The organism is Paraburkholderia metrosideri (assembly GCF_904848625.1).
Taxonomy (GTDB): Bacteria; Pseudomonadota; Gammaproteobacteria; order Burkholderiales; family Burkholderiaceae; genus Paraburkholderia; species Paraburkholderia metrosideri.
This window is the reverse complement of record NZ_CAJHCP010000011.1, coordinates 1-19,165: the sequence shown is the minus strand read 5'-3', so window position 1 is coordinate 19,165 and position 19,165 is coordinate 1. Positions and strand designations below refer to the sequence as shown.

Genomic DNA, 19,165 nt, shown 5'->3' with positions numbered 1-19,165 from the left:
GAATATGCCCTGATTATCCGCTAGCGCTGCAAACCCGGCAAACGCGCACACAATTGCTCACATTGTCACCGGCGCGCGCGGGGAACTCCCTTTTTTTGCTTTCCTGAATGACGCGCGCCAACGCCACCCGTCATTCAAGGGTCCGGCTGTTCGTTGAACGTATCGCGCAGCGCAATCTGCATCGCTGCATGGATCTTCACGCACCAGCGCCACACGAGCGCCAGCAGCAACGCCGCGCAGATCAACACCACGGCGAGCAGACCAGTGGGCGGCAAAATACTGCCCGACAGCGCCGCGACCAGCAGAAAAACGCCGACCATCGACACCACCGGCACCAGATCGGAAATCGCATAACGCAGCGCACTCGTGAGGCGCCCCGCCGTCGCCGGCTGCACGCTGACTTCGGCCAGCAGCAACGCGAGCGACTTGGTCTTGCGATAGACCGCGACCAGAAACGGCATCGACACCACTAGCGCGAGGCTCCATAGCACCACACGCTGCATCGGTTCCGAACTTAGCCAGCGCGCGAGAAACGTCACGGTATAAGGCGCGCTATACGACACGATCAGAAAGATCGCGGCGACCAGCGCGAGATTGACGGCAATCTGCAGAATGATTCGCCGCGTCATGCTGAACAGCGTGAGCTCGCCGGTTTCGGTGCTCAGGCTGCGCAACCATTGGCCGTAGAGACCGAACAGGTTGGCAAGCATCGGCGGCATCGCGTTGCCCAGGCGGCGCGTCAGCGGATCGGCGGCGCGGATCAGATACGGCGTGCAAAGCGTGGTCAATACCGACACCGCCACCGCAATCGGATACAGAAACGCGCTGGTCACCTTCAACGTCAAACCGAGCGAGGCGATGATGAACGAGAACTCGCCGATCTGCGAAACGGTCATGCCGACCCGCATCGCCGTGCGTCCGTCCTTGCCCGCGAGAAAGGTGCCGAGCCCGCACGAGATCAGCTTGCCGAAGATCACCGCGACCGTGATCAGCGCGATCGGCCACGCGTAATCGAGCAGCACGGCCGGGTTCAGCATCAGCCCGATCGTTACGAAGAAGATTGCGGAAAACGCGTCGCGCAGCGGCGCAATCAGATGTTCGATGCGACGCAGATGGCGCGACTCGGCCATGATTGCACCAATCAGGAACGCACCGAGCGCAATGCTGTAATCGAGCTTGACCACCAGCAGACAGAAGCCGAAGCAGAAGCCGAGCACGGTCACCAGCAGCATCTCGTCGCTGCGTGTGCGCGCTACGTAGTTCAGCACGCGCGGGACCACCAGAATCCCGACCACCAGCGACACCGTCATGAACAGCATCAGCTTGCCGAGCGTGACCATCGCGAGGCCGGCGCTCAGTTGCCCGGTCTGGGCGATGCCGGTCAGCAGCACCAGCATCGCAATCGCGAGAATGTCCTCGACGATCAGAATACCGAACACAAGCTGCGCGAAGCTCTCGCGCTTCAGGCCCAGATCGGACAGCGCCTTGACGATGATGGTGGTCGACGAGATCGCCAGCATCGCGCCGAGAAACAGCGAGTCCATCGAACTCCAGCCGAACACGCGGCCAATCTCGTAGCCGATCCACAGCATCAGCACGATTTCGGACAGCGCCGCGACAATCGCCGTCGCGCCCACCTGGAACAGCTTGCGCAAACTGAATTCGAGGCCGAGCGAGAACATCAGGAACACCACGCCGAGTTCGCCGAGTGTCTGAATGGTCTGCTCGTCGTGGATCAACTGGAACGGCGGCGTGTACGGACCGATGATCACGCCGGCCGCGATATAGCCCAGCACCACCGGCTGCTTCAGGCGATGGAACAGCACTGTAACGACGCCGGCCAGCGCCATCACGACCGCCAGATCCTGAATGAAGCCGATGCCCTGATGCATAAATGCGTTCCTTACAGAAAGTAATCTTTAAAAGGCGCAGTGTAACAGCCGAACCGCCCATGCCAGATCGCGCAAACCTCCGAAGGGCGCGGGGTTACCGCCGGATGCCGCGGCCAGCCGCCGTTGCTCAGCCAGGAATATTTTTGAAACGCGCTGGACTCCAGTGAAATATCACAATAATATTTGACGCATATTTTCTTTGGAGTCGAGTGATGCAGCCGTTGTCCTTCAATGTGGTAGACCGCGCCGGCCAGAGCCGTGCTGAGCATGTCGATGTGAATCGCCTGACTATCGCCGGTTGGGCCGGGCGCGACCAGGCCGCCATCGAACATCACATCGCCGAGCTGGCCGAACTCGGCGTGAAGCGGCCGTCCACTACGCCGTGCTTCTATCGTCTCGGCGCGGAATTACTGACCCAGGCCGAACAGATCGACGTGGTCGGCGTAAAGTCCAGCGGCGAGGCGGAATGCGTGCTGGTGCAGGGCCGCACGGGCCTGCTCGTCACGATCGGCTCGGATCACACCGACCGCGAGGTCGAGGCGTACGGCGTGACCGTCTCCAAGCAGGTCTGCCCGAAGCCGCTGGCACGCGACGCGTGGCGTTTCGACGAGGTGGCGGATCACTGGGATCAACTGGAATTGCGCGCCTACGCGCTCGCCAATGGCGAGCGGCGCGTGTATCAACAAGGCAGCGTCGCGTCGTTGCTGCCGGCCGCCGACCTGCTCGCGCGCGCGCCGCTCACGCAGGGCGCGGCGATGTTCTGCGGCACGCTGGCAGTACAAGGCGGCATCGTCGGGATGGCCGATAACGACGCGCTCGAACTCGAATTGCACGATCCCATCCTGAACCGCACGCTGCGCCACGCGTATCGCGTGCGCGCGCTACCTATCGTCGAATGAGGCACGCATGAGCTCCCCCTCGCTATCCGCCAGCGCCGCGGCGTCGTCCGACGCGTGGCTCGAAGCCAGCGCGTTGCGCAAGATCACCTGGCGCATCATGCCGTTCCTGTTTCTCGTCTATGTGCTGTCGTACCTGGACCGCGTCAACATCGGTTACGCGAAGCTTCAGTTCACCGGCGATCTGGGCCTGTCGAACGCGGCGTACGGACTCGGCGCGGGGATCTTTTTCTTCGGCTACTTCATGTTCGAAGTGCCGAGCAATCTGCTGCTGAAGAAATTCGGCGCACGCGCCACGATCGCCCGCATCACGATGCTGTGGGGCCTGCTGTCGTGCGTGATGATGTTCGTGCGCAGCGAAACGATGTTCTACGTGCTGCGCTTTTTCCTCGGCGTCGCGGAAGCCGGCCTGGTGCCGGGCGTGGTGCTGTATCTCACCTTCTGGTTTCCGTCCGACCGGCGCGCGCGGATGGTCGCGGTGTTCATGGCGGCGATTCCGGTGGCGGGCATCATCGGCGCGCCGTTGTCGGGCTTCCTGATGTCGGCGCTGCATGATGCGCACGGCCTGCGCGGCTGGCAGTGGATGTTCCTGATCGAAGGCATTCCGTCGATCCTCGCGGGCTTCTGGGCACTCGCCGTGCTGCGCAACACGCCCGCCGAAGCCGCATGGCTCAGCGCCGACGAAAAGCGCGTGATCCTCAGCCGCCTCGCGCGGGAAAACAGTGCGGCCGCAGCGGCCGGCGCCGAGCATAGCCTGGCGGCCGCGTTGCGCTCGGGCCGCTTCTGGATGCTCACGCTGATCTACTTCTGCCTCGTCACCGGCAATGCGGGTTTTTCGTTCTGGCTGCCGCAGATCGTCAAGGATCTCGGCGTGACGAACCTCGTCACCAATGGCTTCGTCACTGCGATCCCTTATCTGGCGGCGGGCATCGGCATGATCCTGATCGGCCGGTCGTCGGACATGACCGGCGAGCGGCGCTGGCACTACGCGGTGTGCTGCTTCATCGGCGCGGCGGGGCTGCTCGGCAGCGCGTCGGTGACGAATTCGATTCCGCTTGCGGTCACCGGTTTGTCGATCGCGTATGTCGGCATCCTCGCCGGCTTCGGCATCTTCTGGTCGATGTCGACGACCTTCCTGCAAGGCACGGCGGCCGTCGCCGGCATTGCGGTGATCAACTCGATTGCCAACCTGGCCGGCTATGTGAGCCCGTACGTGCTCGGCATCGTCAAGGATGCCACGCATAGCGTGACGTTCGGGCTCGTGCTGATTGCGGGGGCATTGATCGTCGGCGGGCTGGTCACGCTGATGATGCCGCGCGTCAAGGTGCAGCACGCGGCGGCGGTTTCGCCGGGGCGTGCCTGAGTTGCCGCGCCGTTCACGCAAAACCTTGCTCTACAATGCGGACGACATCGCCCGCTTGCTCTTCCCATGACGCTCCAGCAGACTGCCCGCCCTTCCCCGCCCCCGCGCGCGACCGCCGCCGCAAGCCTCGCCGAACAGGCCTATGCGTTCGTCAAGCGCGAGATCATCACGATGCGGCTTCGGCCGAGCGAGGTGCTCAACGAAGCGGAATTGATGGCGCTGACCGGGATCGGCAGAACGCCGGTTCACCAGGCCCTGCACCGGCTGGTGCACGAAGGGATGCTGACCATCATGCCGAGAAAAGGCATCATGGTCCGGCCGGTTTCGCTCGACGACGTGCTGGCGATCATCGACGTGCGCGTCGTCAACGAAAGCTACTGCGTGGAGCTGGCCGCCCGCCACGCGCAGCAACACGATTACGACGCGATGCAGGCGCTGCTGGAGCGCTCGTCGGTCTGCGTCGCCGCGCACGACATTGAAGGCATGATGGATATCGACCGCGAGTTTCATCTGGCGATTTCCGCCGCCTCGCGCAACCCGGTGCTGGCCGATATCCTGCGCGGACTGCACGAACGCTCGCTGCGCTTCTGGTTCATTTCGCTGTCCGAGCCGCATCATCTCGAAGACGTCCACGAGGAGCATCTCGAACTGTTTCGCCTGCTGCGCGAGCGCGATGCCGAAGGCGCCCGTCAATCGGTGCAAAAGCATATCGAGGCGTTCCGCGCGACACTGTTCAATCGCATCTGAGCGCACGCCGCGCCGCACGCGCTTGCCATTGCACGCTTTATTTGCCGCATCCATCTGATCAACCGGATTCCCACCGACATCATGGCCACTGAATTCACGCCCTTCCCGCCGCTTGCCCAGCTTTGCGCCGACCTCGCCGCCGGACGCACCACGAGTCGCGCGCTCGTCGAAACCGCGCTTGAACGGATCGCCGATCCGGCCGGTCAGGGCGCGGTCGCGTTCATGCACGTCGACGCCGACAGCGCCCGCGCCGCCGCCGATGCGCACGACCGCCTGCGCGCCGCCGGCACCGTGCTGTCGCCGCTCGCCGGGATTCCGGTGTCGGTGAAGGACCTGTTCGACATCGAAGGCCAGCCGACCCGCGCCGGCTCCATCGCGCTCGCCGACGCGCCTGCGGCGAAGGCGGACGCCGTGGTGGTCGCGCGTTTGAAGCGGGCCGGCGCGGTGATCGTCGGGCGCACCAATATGAGCGAATTCGCGTTCTCCGGGCTCGGTCTGAACCCGCACTACGGGCACCCGCTGTCGCCGTACCGGCGCGGGGTCAAAGGCGATGAGCGGATTTCGGGCGGATCGTCGTCGGGCGCGGCGGCCTCGGTCGCGGACGGCATGGCAGCCGTCGCGCTGGGCACCGACACCGGCGGCTCGATTCGCATCCCGGCCGCGCTATGCGGGTTGACCGGCTTCAAGCCGACGGCGTCGCGCATCCCCAAACAGGGCGGCGTGCCGCTTTCGCCGACGCTCGATTCGTTCGGGCCGATCGGCGTGTCGGTAGCGTGCTGCGCGCTGGTCGACCGGATGCTGGCCGGGCTCGAGCCGCGTATCCCGGCGGCCCGGCCGCTCGAAGGCGTGCGCCTGGGCGTGCTGACCAACTTTGTCACCGACGGCGTCGAGCCGGCCGTCGCGGCGGCCATCGACACCGCGCTCAAACATCTGGAAGCCGCCGGCGCGATTGTCAGCGAAGTGCGCTTCGCGCCGCTCGACCGTTTGCCCGAGATCAACCGCTTCGGCTTTTCGCCGATCGAGGCGTATGCGTGGCATCGTCCGTTGCTGGAAAAACATCGCGAACAATATGATCCGCGCGTGCTGGTGCGCATCCTGAAAGGGCAACCGGCCAGCGCGGTCGATTATCTGGACCTGCTCGCCGAGCGCGCGGCGATGCTGGACGAAGCCGCCCGCACGCTGTGGCAGCGCTTTGACGCGGTGGTGGCGCCCACGGTGCCGGTCGTGCCGCCGCGCGTGGCCGATCTGGTTCACGACGACGATGCGTTCGGCCGCACCAACGCGCTGATCCTGCGCAATCCGAGCGCCTTTAACTTTCTCGACACCTGCGCGCTGTCGCTGCCCTGCCACTTGCGCGGCGACGCGCCGGTCGGGCTGATGCTGGCCGGTGCCCCGCATGCCGACGATGCGCTGCTGGCCATCGGCCGCGCCGCCGAAGCGGTGCTCAACGCGATCCGTTAGTGCGGGCGACGCAGCGGGTTACACGGTAATAGTGTGATGAGCGTCAGGGCGAGGGTTCGCGCTAGAATCGCGGGCACCCGCCCTTTTTGGTTTCCAGACGCTAACGATCCATGAATAACGATAATGCGATGCTGCGCCGTGAGCGCTCCCTGCTGGTTCTGCTTGGCCTGATCTGCGTCGCCCTGGTGGGCGGTGCGCTGTATCTCCAATATTTTCTGCATGAAGATCCGTGCCCGTTGTGCATCCTCCAGCGTTATTTCTTCCTGCTGATTGCGGTTTTTGCGTTTCTCGGTGCGCGTTTCAATAGCTGGCGCGGCGTGCGTCTGCTGGAAACGCTGGCGGCATTGTCGGCGCTGGCGGGCATCGTGACCGCTGCACGGCACGTTTTCGTGCAGGCCAATCCTGGCTTTAGCTGCGGCTTCGACGCGCTGCAGCCGGTGGTCGACAGCTTGCCGCCCGCGCATTGGCTGCCGGGCGTGTTCAAGGTGGCCGGACTGTGCGAAACCGCGTATCCGCCGATTCTCGGCCTGACGCTGCCGATGTGGTCGCTGGTCGCGTTCGTGGTCGCGTTTATTCCGCTGGCGCTCAGTCTTGTGCGCAATCGCCGCCGTTTCGCCTGAACGGGTTTGATGCGTTAAAAAGACGCCGGATTTCGCGCCCTAGACGGGCGGCGCGAAATCCGGCGTTTTTTTGTTGTCGCTGCTTCGCCGTCACGCCATCTTCTGCTCGCGCCCCTTTGCTGCGCCGGCGCCCCGCAGTTCGCCTCGTAGTTCGCCTCGTAGTTCGCCTCGTAGTTCGCCTCGTAGTTCGCCTCGTAGTTCGCCCCGTAGTTCGCCCCGCGGTTCGCCCCGCAGTTCGCCCCGCAGTTCGCCCCATTTCCCCGCCTCGCCCCGTCAGTTATGGCTTTGCGCCATTTCGAAGCCAACGCAACTTCTCGCTCCCGCACGAATCGTACTGATTGCATGGCCGTCGCCGAATAAGCTTCATGCGACATGGGAAATATTTTCGAGACGATGTAATGCTATCTTCGGAACTGGATGGCGATCTACGTGCGCGAGGCCGGCTTTGGCGCGACCCCATGCGTAACGCGCGCCCGGTCCGCACTGTCTTTCGGATTCGCCATGACAACGCAAACCATCCGCTTTTATCACCAGGGGTCCGTCCGTGAGGTCGCGGGCGTTCCGGCGACGCGCACCGTGCTGCAGCACCTGCGCGAGAATCTGCATTGCACCGGCACCAAGGAAGGCTGTGCGGAGGGCGACTGCGGCGCATGCACGGTGGTCGTCGGCGAACTGGACACGCGCGGCACGCTTGCGCTGAAGGCGGTCAACGCGTGCATCCAGTTTCTAACCACACTGGACGGCAAAGCCCTTTTCACCGTCGAAGACCTGCGCGCCGGCGACGGCGCGCTGCACCCCGTGCAACAGGCGATGGTCGATTGCCACGGTTCGCAATGCGGCTTCTGCACGCCGGGTTTCATCATGTCGATGTGGGCGCTGTACGAAAACCAGCCCGCCGATGCCGGGCTGCCCACCCGCGACGAAATCAACGCGGCGTTGTCCGGCAATCTGTGCCGCTGCACCGGCTATCGGCCGATAGTCGACGCAGCGCAAAAAATGTTCGATTACCCGCAGTACCCCCGCGTGACGCTGGACCGCCCGGCCATTGGCGAGGTTCTGCGCGGACTGCAACGGCAAGATACCTTCGAATACAGCGCACCCGACACACGCGGCGCCCGCTTCGGCACGCCCACGTTCCGCGCGCCCGTGGCGCTCGACGCGTTCGCCCAGCTTCGCGCGGAACACAGCGAGGCGCGGCTGCTTGCCGGCAGCACCGACGTCGGCCTGTGGGTCACCAAACAGTTTCGCGATCTCGGCGACATTCTGTATATCGGCAATGTCGCTGAACTGAAGACCATCGAGCGCGACGCGCAGACCCTGACCATCGGCGCGGCCGTCACGCTGGAAGACGCGTACGCCGCCCTCGCCGCCGACTACCCCGAACTCGCCGAACTGTGGACCCGCTTCGCGTCGCGGCCGATCCGCAATGCCGGCACGCTCGGCGGCAACGTCGCGAACGGCTCGCCGATCGGCGATTCGATGCCGGCGCTCCTCGCGCTCGGCGCGCAAATCGTGCTGCGCCACGGCCCGACAAGCCGCACCTTACCGCTCGACGCGTTCTACGTCGGCTATCAGAAAACCGCGCTCGCAGCCGGCGAATTCGTCGCGGCGCTGCGCGTGCCGCGCCCGCTGGGCCGTCTCCGCTTTCGCACCTACAAAGTGTCGAAACGCTACGACCAGGACATTTCGGCGGTCTGCGCGGCTTTCTCGCTGCATCTCGATGACGACGGCGCGATCCGCGACGCCCGCATCGCGTTCGGCGGTATGGCGGCAACGCCGAAGCGTGCCACGCAAACCGAAGCCGTGTTAAACGGCGCATCATGGGACGAAAGCACCGCGCGGCAGGCGATGAACGCACTCGTCGCCGATTACCAGCCGCTCACCGACATGCGCGCATCCAGCGCGTATCGGCTGAAGGTGGCGCGCAACCTGCTGTGGCGCTTCCACCTCGAAACGCGCATTGACGCGCCGCTCGCGCTATTCGACGTGAATGCGTTCGCGTTCGAAACCGGCGCGCATGACGCGGCAATCGCGAAGGAGTCGTCGTGATGAACCGGACCGATGCTTTCGTAGAACACGCTGGCTCGCCTGCGGGAAAACTTGCCGCGGCGGCCCAGCAGCACGACGACGCTGCGATTGGCGTCTCGCTGCCGCACGAATCGGCTGCGCTGCATGTGAGCGGCGAAGCGACCTACACCGACGACATCGCCGAATTGCACGGCACGCTGCACGCGGCGCTCGGGCTGGCGCGCCATGCCCATGCGCGAATCGTGTCAATGGATCTGGACGCGGTCAGAAATGCCCCAGGTGTGATCGCCGTGCTGACCGCCGACGACATCCCCGGTGAAAACAATTGCGGCCCGGTATTGCACGACGACCCGATTCTCGCCGTCGATCAAGTGCTGTATCTCGGCCAGCCGGTGTTCGCGGTGATCGCCGAAACGCATGAACTCGCACGCCGCGCCGCCGCGCTCGCGAAAAGCGACGACGTGATCCGTTACGAGCCGCTCGAAGCCATCCTCACGCCCGCCGAGGCGAAAGCAGCCAAACAGTTCGTGCTGCCGCCGCTGCACCTGAAGTGCGGCGATCCTGATGGGAAGATCGCCAGCGCGCCGCACAGGATCAACGGCACGTTCGAAGTCGGCGGCCAGGAACAGTTCTATCTCGAAGGACAGATCGCGTACGCGGTGCCGAAGGAAATGGACGGCATGCTCGTCTACAGTTCGACGCAGCATCCGAGCGAAATGCAGCAAGTCGTCGCGCATATGCTCGACTGGCCAGCGCATAACGTCGTGTGCGAATGCCGGAGGATGGGTGGCGGCTTTGGCGGCAAGGAGTCGCAGTCGGCGCTGTTCGCGTGCGTGGCCGCGCTGGCAGCGAAACGGCTGCGCCGGCCGGTCAAACTGCGCGCCGATCGCGACGATGACTTCATGATCACCGGCAAACGCCACGACGCGGTCTACGAATACGCAGCGGGCTTCGACGACAGTGGGCGCATTCTCGGCGCGCGCGTCGAAATCGCTTTGCGCGCAGGCTATTCCGCGGATCTGTCCGGCGCCGTGGCAACCCGCGCCGTGTGTCACTTCGACAATGCGTACTACTTGAGCGATGTCGATATTGTCGCGCTGTGCTGCAAGACCAACACGCAATCGAACACCGCGTTTCGCGGCTTTGGTGGTCCGCAGGGCGCGCTAATAATGGAAGTGATGCTCGACAGCATCGCCCGTCAGTTGAATTGCGACCCGCTCGACGTGCGGCTCGCCAACTACTACGGCGTCGGCGAACGCGATACGACGCCTTATGGACAGCGCGTCGAAGACAACATCATCGCGCCGCTCACCGGCGAGTTGCTCGACACCAGCGACTATCGCGCGCGCCGTGCAGCCATCGCCGCGTTCAATGCGGGCAGTCCGGTGCTCAAGCGCGGCCTCGCGTTTTCGCCGGTCAAGTTCGGCATCTCGTTCAATGTGCCGTTCCTGAATCAGGCGGGCGCGCTGGTGCATGTGTACAAGGACGGCTCGGTGCTCGTGAATCACGGCGGCACCGAGATGGGCCAGGGGCTGAACACGAAGGTCGCGCAGGTCGTCGCGAATCAGCTTGGTTTGCCGTTGTCGCACGTACGCGTGACCGCGACCGATACCTCGAAGATCGCCAACACATCTGCGACGGCCGCGTCCACCGGCAGCGATCTGAACGGCAAGGCCGCCGAAGCCGCCGCGCACACGATTCGCTTAAGACTCGCAGAACTCGCGGCCAGACAACTCGGCGGCAACACGGACGACGTGCAGTTCGCGCACGGCACGGTATCGGTGAACGGCGGCGCAATGCCGTTCGAACAACTGGTGGGCGCCGCGTATCTAGCACGCGTGCAGTTGTGGTCAGACGGTTTCTATACGACACCGAAAGTGCATTGGGATGCGAAAACCCTGACCGGTCATCCGTTTTATTACTTCGCGTATGGCGCGGCGGTGTCCGAAGTCGTGATCGATACGTTGACCGGCGAATGGAAACTCGTGCGCGCGGACGTGCTGCACGACGCGGGTCAATCGATCAACCCGGCGATCGATATCGGTCAGGTGGAAGGCGGTTTCATTCAGGGCATGGGCTGGCTCACCACCGAAGAATTGTGGTGGAACCGCGATGGACGTCTGATGACACACGCGCCGTCCACCTACAAGATTCCCGCTGTCAGCGACACGCCCGCCGCGTTTCGCGTGCAGCTTTATCAGAATCAGAATGCCGAGCTGACCGTGTTCCGGTCGAAGGCGGTTGGCGAACCGCCGTTGCTGTTGCCGTTCTCGGTGTTTCTGGCGATCCGCGACGCGATCGCGGCGGCAGTGCCGGGCGCGCAATGTGCTCCACCGTTGCGAGCGCCGGCCACACCCGAGGCGATACTCGACGCACTGGACGCACTGCGCGCGTTGCAAGCCGCGACGCCGAGCGGGCCACCCGCAATCGAGCCCGTCGCCACCGACTCAACAGCCTGAAATGAAATCGCCCGGTATCGAATGATCGACAAACGGATCGACAAACGCTAACCAATACCACCGCGTCACGCGACACAAGCGCGTCACGCCACCCGCAACCCGCCGCACGGAGACCCCGCGCGGCCCAGTATGGAGAACCGCCGGATGCAAGCCTGGCTACCTGACCTGCAGCACCTTCTCGCGCACGGCGATGCCGCCGTGCTGGTGACGGTCGCGCGCGTCGAAGGTTCGGCGCCCCGCGAAGCCGGCACCAAGATGATCGTCACGCGCGAATCGGCGAAATATACGATTGGCGGCGGCCATCTCGAATGGAAAGCGATCGAAACCGCGCGCCAGGTGTTGCGCGACGGCATGCGCTCGCCGCATATGCGCCGGCTCGAGCGTTTCGCGCTCGGCCCGAGCCTTGGCCAATGCTGCGGCGGCGCGGTGATTCTCGCGTTCGAGCGACTCGACATCGGCGACCTCGGCTGGATCACGTCGCTCGCGAAACGCACGGCCGCCGGCCTCTCGACGGTGCGTAGCGTATCATTCGGCCCCGCACCGGATGCGGTGATGCTGTCCGACCCCGAGCCGGGCGTCGACGCGGCCGACTGTCTGCTATGGGACGGCGCCGGCTTCGACGACAGCAGTGCGCTGCTCACCGAAACCATCGCGCCAGGCGACTTCTCCGTCGTGCTGTTCGGCGCCGGTCACGTGGGCGCCGCGCTGGTTCGCGTGCTCGCCACGCTGCCCTGCACGGTCCGCTGGGTCGATGAGCGCGACGCGCAGTTTCCGCCGCTGGAATCGCTGCACGCGCCGAACGTCAAGATCGATCCGAACGACGCACCCGACGAAGCGATCGACCAGGCCACGCCGAATACGTACTTCATCGTGATGACGCATAACCACGCGCTCGACCTCGATCTGGCCGAGCGCATCTTGCGGCGCGGCGATTTCGCGTTCTTCGGCATGATCGGCTCGCATAGCAAGCGCAAGCAGTTCGAACATCGGCTGGCCGCGCGCGGCATCGATCCGTCGCAGGTTGCGCGGATGAAGTGCCCGCTCGGCGTCGACGGGATCGTCGACAAGTCGCCGGAAATCATTGCGATTTCGGCGACGGCGCAAGTACTGCAAGCCGTCGAGGCGAACGCGGGTGCCCATCACGCAACGCAGACTGTGTGAGGCATCGATGCCGGCCCACGCTTCGGACCTGGTATCGAATGCATCCGGCGAACCGACTCTAACAAACGCTAAATCATCATGACTACAACGACTGCACCCTCCACGATGCTGATTGAAAAAACCGCGCGAGCCCCGAAGGCCGAGTTGCACATTCACATTGAAGGCTCGCTCGAACCCGAACTGATTTTTGCGCTTGCCGAGCGCAATGGCGTAAAGCTCGCGTACGACTCGATCGACGCGCTGCGCGCCGCGTACGCATTCACCGATCTGCAATCGTTCCTCGACATCTACTATGCGGGCGCGAGCGTGCTGCTGCACGAGCAGGACTTCTACGACATGACGATGGCGTATGTCGAGCGCTGCCTTGCGGACAACGTGATCCACAGCGAAATCTTCTTCGATCCGCAGACGCACACCGAACGTGGCGTCGCGATCGCAACGGTTGTCGCAGGGATTGAACGGGCGCTCGCCGATGCCGAAAAACGTGGGATGACGAGCAAACTGATTCTGTGCTTCCTGCGCCATCTGTCCGAAGAAGATGCGCTGGCTACGTTCGAAGAAGCGCGGCCGTTGTTCGAGCAGTACAAGCATCGTCTGATCGGGGTTGGACTGGATTCGTCGGAACGCGGTCATCCGCCTTCGAAGTTCGAACGCGTGTTTGCGCAGGCGCGTGCGCTCGGTTTGAAGCTTGTCGCGCATGCCGGTGAAGAAGGTCCGCCGTCGTATATCTACGAAGCGCTCGATCTGCTGAAAGTCGATCGCGTCGACCACGGTGTACGCAGCATCGAAGACCCGGCGCTGGTCACGCGTCTGGCCGACTCGCGTGTCGCGCTGACCGTGTGCCCGCTGTCGAACCTGAAGCTCTGCGTGTTCGACGACATGACCAAGCACACGCTGAAGGACCTGCTCGATCGCGGCGTCGCCGTCACGGTGAATTCCGACGATCCGGCCTACTTCGGCGGCTACGTCAACGCCAACTATTTCGCCACCATCGACGCGTTGAAGCTCAACGATGCCGAGGTCTACACGATCATCCGCAACAGCTTCGAAGCGTCGTTCGTGACGCCTGAGCAACGCAGCGAACTGATCGCGAAGCTCGACGCGCACTGGCATCAAAGCGGCCCGCAATGACGGGCTGGTAAAGGACAGCCGGCGGCGGCACGGGCTTTTCGAAAGAAAGCCTGTGATCGAAGCGCGGTCCGCGCTGTTCAGTTCCCCCATCTGGAGACAGTTTTTCCATGACTCAATCGACTAACCCGGCCGTGAAGGCTCAATCGGCCCAATCCGGCCAAGCGGCGTTCCGCGCGCAATTGCTGACTTTCAACGGCGACCCCGCGCAATCGCCCAACGCGGCGGTGTTCAACGAAGACGGTCTGCTGATCGTCGAAGACGGCCATGTCGTCGCGGCCGGCGCGTATGCGGCGCTCGCCGCGCAACTCGCGCCGGGCACGCAAGTGCAGGAGATGCGCGACAAGCTGATCGTGCCGGGTTTTATCGATACGCACATCCACTATCCGCAGACGGACATGATCGCGTCGCCGGCACCGGGTTTGCTGCCGTGGCTCAACACGTACACGTTCCCGACCGAGCGCCGCTTCAGCGACCCCGCGCATGCTCGCGACACCGCGAGCTTTTTCGTCGACGAACTGCTGGCGTGCGGCACGACTACGGCGCTGGTGTATTGCACCGTGCATAAGGAATCCGCCGATGCGCTTTTCACCGAAAGCGAAGCGCGCAATCTGCGGATGGTGGCGGGCAAGGTGCTGATGGATCGCAACTGCCCCGAGTTCCTGCGCGACACCGCGCAATCGGGCTATGACGACAGCGCCGAGCTGATCGGCCGCTGGCACAATTGCGGCCGCCAGATGTACGCGCTGACGCCGCGTTTCGCACCGACCTCGACCGAAGCGCAGCTGGAAGCGTGCGGCGTGCTGGCGGGCCAGCATCCGGATATCTTCATCCAGAGCCACGTCGCCGAAAACACCGACGAAGTGAAGTGGGTCGCCGATCTGTTTCCCGGCCATCGCAGCTATCTGGACATTTACGACCATTACGGGCTGCTGCGCCGTCGCGCGGTGTACGGCCACTGCATCTACCTCGACGAGGAAGACCGCAAACGGATGGCGCAGACCGGCACGGTCGCGTCGCATTGCCCGACGTCGAACCTGTTCCTCGGCAGCGGGCTGTTCGATTTCGACAAGGCCGATGAAGCGGGCATGCCGGTCGCGCTCGCGACAGACGTCGGCGGCGGCACGTCGTTCTCGATGCTGCAGACCATGAACGAAGCGCATAAGGTCGCGCGCCTTGGCGGTCATCACCTGACGGCGACGCGGATGTTTTATCTGGCGACTGCCGGTGCGGCCGCTGCGCTCGATCTGGCGGACAAGGTCGGCACATTGAAGCCGAAGTCGGAAGCTGACTTCGTGGTGCTCGATCCGCAAGCAACGCCGTTGCTGGCACGGCGCACTGCCCGTACGGAATCGCTTGAAGAACTGCTGTTCGCGTTTGCGTTGCTCGGCGACGATCGCGCGATTTATGAAACATATGCAGCGGGTAAGCGGGTGCATCGTCGTGATGCCGGCCGGCAACACGTGACGGGGGCGGCGAGAATCGCGGCTTAACCGCACCGTTCTCCCGAGACCCAAAAAATGGCCCGGCAGGGATAACCTGCCGGGCCATTGTCTTGTTGCGCCGCAGCGCATCTCAATCAGCGCGTTCAACGCACCGCTTACTGCACCGCTCACTGCGCCGCATTCGCCCCCGAAGCGGCTGCCGGCGCCGACGCAGGCACGGCGCTGGTCGCCGCCATTTCATTCGCGGGCGCAGCGCCACCGCCCGTACCCAGCGGAATTTTCACCGTATGCACCACCCCGTTGCCGAGCGGGAAATCGGCGAACGCGCTACGCGCCAGATACGGCATCGCCCTGACCAGCGACGACTCCGCGCCTGAGTTACGCGCCGTCACGTTATAGACCTCCTTGCCGCTCGCCCGCTCGGTAATCCGCACGCCCAGCAGATGCGTGAAGATCGGATAGCTCTGGTTCACGTAAGCGGTCGGAAACGGCCCCCACGGTCCCCAGGGATCGAGCGGCCGTCCCCAGTAAGGCGACGGCCATGGGTTGTAATAGACCGGCTCCGCAACCGTCACCATGTCCGAGCGCATGCCATATGACAGGCCGACCAGATACCGGGCCCGATCGCTATCGACTTCGCGGAACGAATGCACCGCAAGCTCGTTCGCGACGATGCGCTCGTAAGTACTGAGTTCGAGATTGCTCTGCTGACCCGGCGGCCGGGTGAACGCAAAGGTTCGGTTCGTGTCGCTGCCGCTCCAGTCGGAGAATGCGGTGACCTGCGTGGTCACGTAGGTCGTGCAGCCGGACAGCAGCACCGTCAACGTTGCCAGCAGCAGCGTGGCGCGACGGGTCCATCGGTTGATGTTCATGGTCTACCTCGAAAGGCCTTGAGTTTGCTTCTGGATTGCCCGCTATTCGCCTGTCACCACTGGATTTCAACGACGCACGGGGCTTTTTTATTCCATGCGCGCGCCGATATTACGCTGACCTGGCGGCCCGGTAAAAAGTTCGCTCCGCACGATTCTCCGAGGCTTTGTACAATGGCTCGACAAGCCCGGCTCACGTGCCCTTGCGCGCCTGACCGCTCGAGTTCCTACCCTACAGAATGCCATGGCCGATACCGCAACGCCCAATGTGATCCGCCGCGCCGATTACGCGCCGCCCGCCTTCCTGATCGACACTGTCGCCCTGGAGTTCGATCTGGTCCCCGACCGCACGGTTGTCAGGAATACGATGCACGTGCGCCGCAACCCGGACGCGTCGCGCGCGTTGCATCTGGAGCTGATGGGCGAACAACTGGAGTTCGTCAGCGCGGAGATCGACGGCCAGCCGTTTCCTAATGCGCATGCGCACGACCACGGCCTGTTGCTCGATAACGTGCCGGATAGCTTCGAACTGACGCTCACCAGCATCTGCAATCCGGCTGCGAACACCACGTTGTCGGGCCTGTATGTGTCGAGCGGCAATTTCTTTACGCAGTGCGAAGCCGAGGGCTTTCGCCGCATCACCTACTTCCTCGACCGCCCTGACGTGATGGCGACCTTCACGGTCACACTGCGCGCGAGCAAAGCCGACTATCCGGTGCTGCTGTCCAACGGCAATCTGCTCGAAGAAGGCGACTTGCCCGACGGCCGCCATTTCGCGCGCTGGGAAGATCCGTTCCGCAAGCCGAGCTATCTGTTCGCGCTGGTCGCGGGCAAGCTGGTCGCGCTCGAAGAACGCGTGAAGAGCGGCTCGGGCAAGGAGAAGCTGTTGCAGGTGTGGGTCGAACCGCACGATCTCGACAAAACCCGTCACGCGATGGACTCGCTGATCAACTCGATCCGCTGGGACGAACAGCGCTTCGGGCTCGAACTCGATCTGGACCGCTTCATGATCGTCGCGGTGAGCGACTTCAACATGGGCGCGATGGAAAACAAGGGGCTCAACATCTTCAACACGAAGTATGTGCTGGCCAACCCCGAAACCGCCACCGACACCGACTTCGCGAACATCGAGGCGGTAGTCGGTCACGAGTATTTCCATAACTGGACCGGCAATCGCGTGACCTGCCGCGACTGGTTCCAACTGAGCCTGAAGGAAGGCCTGACCGTTTTCCGCGATCAGGAGTTCTCCGCCGACATGGCCGGCGGCGCAACCGACGAAGCCGCGCGCGCCACCAAGCGGATCGAAGACGTGCGCGTACTGCGCCAGATGCAGTTCGCCGAAGACGCGGGTCCGATGGCGCACCCAGTGCGTCCGGAAAGCTATGTCGAAATCAACAACTTCTACACGATGACGGTCTACGAGAAAGGCTCGGAAGTCGTGCGGATGTATCAGACGCTGTTCGGCCGCGACGGCTTCCGCAAGGGCATGGACCTGTACTTCAAACGGCACGACGGCCAGGCGGTGACTTGCGACGACTTCCGTCACGCGCTCGCCGACGCGAACGGCCGCGACCTCGCGCAATTCGAGCGCTGGTACAGCCAGGCCGGCACGCCCCGCGTGTCCGTGCGCACCCGTTACGACGCCGCGCAGCAACGCTACAGCGTGACACTGCGGCAAGGTTACGGCGACGTCGCTCCTGCCGCACGCGAAACGCAAAAAGGACCGCTGCTGATTCCGTTCGCCATCGGTTTGATCGGCAACGACGGTCGCGATCTGCCGTTGCAGTTAGAAGGCGAAGCGAAGGCGCCGGCGGCAACCACGCGCGTGCTGGAGTTCACGCAGACCGAACAGACCTTCACGTTCGTCAACGTCGCGCAGGAACCGCTGCCGTCGCTGCTGCGCAATTTCTCGGCGCCGGTGATCGTCGAGTACGACTACTCGGCGGACCAACTCGCGTTCCTGCTTGCGCACGACAGCGATCCGTTCAACCGCTGGGAAGCTGGTCAACGCCTCGCCACGCGTGAATTGTTGACGCTCGCCGAGCGCGCAGCGACGGGCGCCGCGTTGCAACTCGACGACTCGGTGGTCGCCGCGTTCGCGCGCGTGCTCACCGACGAAACGCTGTCGCCGTCGTTCCGCGAACTCGCGTTGATGCTGCCTTCCGAGGCGTATCTGGCCGAGCAAATGGGTGAATCGAATCCGGCCGCGGTACACGCGGCTCGCCAGTTTGTGCGCAAACGCCTCGCCAACGCGCTGAAGAACGACTGGCTCAAAGTGTACGAACAGCACCGCACGCCGGGCGCGTACGAGGCAACGCCCGAAGCCGCCGGTCATCGAGCACTGAAGAATCTCGCGCTCTCGTATCTCGCCGAACTGGACGACCCTGCCGAAGCCGTGCGCATCGCGTCCGCGCAATACGACGCCGCGAACAACATGACCGACCGCGCGGCGGCGCTCTCCGCGCTGCTCAATGCGGCGGCGGCCAAAGGCGGCAGCACGGAGGCGCAGCAGGCGCTGGACGATTTCTACCAGCGCTTCGAGAAGGAACCGCTCGTGATCGACAAGTGGTTCGCTTTACAGGCCACGCAACGTGGCAGCGCGCAACGTCCGGTGATCGACATCGTGCGCAGGCTGATGTCGCATCCGGCGTTCAATCTGAAAAATCCGAATCGCGCGCGCTCGCTGATTTTCAGCTTCTGCGCGGCGAATCCGGCGCAGTTCCATGCTGACGACGGCTCGGGTTATGCGTTCTGGGCCGACCAGGTGATCGCACTCGACGCGATCAATCCACAAGTGGCCGCGCGCCTCGCACGCTCGCTTGAATTGTGGCGCCGCTTCACGCCGACCTTGCGCGACGGCATGCGCGCAGCGCTGGAGAAGGTGGCGGCGCACGTGAAGTCGCGCGATGTGCGTGAGATTGTCGAGAAGGCGTTGGCATAACGCCGGTCTTCGAGCAGTTCCCGCTTCGTAAAGGCCGGCACGTGTTTGAACTGCACCCCAAAAGTTGGACACCCGTCCAACGATTTGGGGTGTTTTTTCATGAGCAGACATAGTGCGCAGTTCAAGCGTCGGGTTGTCAAAGACTATCTTTCAGG

Annotated in this window: 13 protein-coding genes; 11 read left to right on the top strand and 2 right to left on the bottom strand. The window is 63.8% G+C overall.

Annotated elements, in window-relative coordinates:
• Window positions 1-134: 134 nt before the first annotated feature.
• Window positions 135-1,892 carry a cation:proton antiporter gene (locus LMG28727_RS23745; protein WP_201644767.1) on the bottom strand — a complete coding sequence of 586 codons (1,758 nt, stop codon included), beginning with the start codon at window positions 1,890-1,892 and terminating at the stop codon, window positions 135-137.
• 212 nt (window positions 1,893-2,104) lie between these two features.
• Here LMG28727_RS23745 and LMG28727_RS23740 point away from each other — a divergent pair, with 212 nt between their 5' ends.
• The 10 genes from LMG28727_RS23740 (at window position 2,105) to guaD (ending at window position 15,248) form a co-directional block, all read left to right on the top strand.
• Window positions 2,105-2,791, top strand: coding sequence for a DUF2848 domain-containing protein (locus tag LMG28727_RS23740; RefSeq protein ID WP_201644766.1), 687 nt, complete (start codon window positions 2,105-2,107; stop codon window positions 2,789-2,791).
• 7 nt (window positions 2,792-2,798) lie between these two features.
• Window positions 2,799-4,151: an MFS transporter gene (locus LMG28727_RS23735; RefSeq protein ID WP_201644765.1), complete on the top strand. Its 1,353-nt coding sequence runs from the start codon at window positions 2,799-2,801 to the stop codon at window positions 4,149-4,151.
• A gap of 66 nt (window positions 4,152-4,217) precedes the next feature.
• Window positions 4,218-4,898 (top strand): GntR family transcriptional regulator, encoded by a 681-nt coding sequence (locus LMG28727_RS23730; RefSeq protein ID WP_201644764.1) that lies wholly within the window; start codon window positions 4,218-4,220, stop codon window positions 4,896-4,898.
• 81 nt (window positions 4,899-4,979) lie between these two features.
• On the top strand, window positions 4,980-6,359 hold the full coding sequence (locus LMG28727_RS23725; RefSeq protein ID WP_201644763.1) for an amidase: 1,380 nt from the start codon (window positions 4,980-4,982) through the stop codon (window positions 6,357-6,359).
• A gap of 110 nt (window positions 6,360-6,469) precedes the next feature.
• Window positions 6,470-6,979, top strand: coding sequence for a disulfide bond formation protein B (locus tag LMG28727_RS23720; RefSeq protein WP_201644762.1), 510 nt, complete (start codon window positions 6,470-6,472; stop codon window positions 6,977-6,979).
• A 501-nt stretch (window positions 6,980-7,480) separates the two neighbouring features.
• Complete coding sequence (gene xdhA, locus LMG28727_RS23715; protein WP_201644761.1) at window positions 7,481-9,028, top strand: xanthine dehydrogenase small subunit; 1,548 nt, start codon at window positions 7,481-7,483, stop codon at window positions 9,026-9,028.
• Window positions 9,028-11,466, top strand: coding sequence for a xanthine dehydrogenase molybdopterin binding subunit (xdhB, locus tag LMG28727_RS23710; RefSeq protein ID WP_201644760.1), 2,439 nt, complete (start codon window positions 9,028-9,030; stop codon window positions 11,464-11,466). The genes xdhA and xdhB overlap by 1 nt, the downstream gene beginning before the upstream one ends.
• 144 nt (window positions 11,467-11,610) lie before the next feature.
• The gene (gene xdhC / locus LMG28727_RS23705) at window positions 11,611-12,627 is read left to right on the top strand and encodes a xanthine dehydrogenase accessory protein XdhC (protein ID WP_201644759.1); all 1,017 of its coding nucleotides are present in this window, start codon (window positions 11,611-11,613) and stop codon (window positions 12,625-12,627) included.
• A 78-nt stretch (window positions 12,628-12,705) separates the two neighbouring features.
• Window positions 12,706-13,758: an adenosine deaminase gene (locus LMG28727_RS23700; protein WP_201644758.1), complete on the top strand. Its 1,053-nt coding sequence runs from the start codon at window positions 12,706-12,708 to the stop codon at window positions 13,756-13,758.
• A 107-nt stretch (window positions 13,759-13,865) separates the two neighbouring features.
• On the top strand, window positions 13,866-15,248 hold the full coding sequence (gene guaD / locus LMG28727_RS23695; RefSeq protein WP_201644757.1) for a guanine deaminase: 1,383 nt from the start codon (window positions 13,866-13,868) through the stop codon (window positions 15,246-15,248).
• Window positions 15,249-15,367: 119 nt separating this feature from the next.
• Here guaD and LMG28727_RS23690 read toward each other — a convergent pair whose 3' ends face one another.
• Window positions 15,368-16,072 carry a DUF4136 domain-containing protein gene (locus LMG28727_RS23690; protein WP_201644756.1) on the bottom strand — a complete coding sequence of 235 codons (705 nt, stop codon included), beginning with the start codon at window positions 16,070-16,072 and terminating at the stop codon, window positions 15,368-15,370.
• Window positions 16,073-16,313: 241 nt separating this feature from the next.
• Here LMG28727_RS23690 and pepN point away from each other — a divergent pair, with 241 nt between their 5' ends.
• Entirely contained in the window at window positions 16,314-19,010 is a 2,697-nt protein-coding gene (gene pepN, locus LMG28727_RS23685) for an aminopeptidase N (RefSeq protein WP_201644755.1), read from the top strand.
• Window positions 19,011-19,165: the final 155 nt, after the last annotated feature.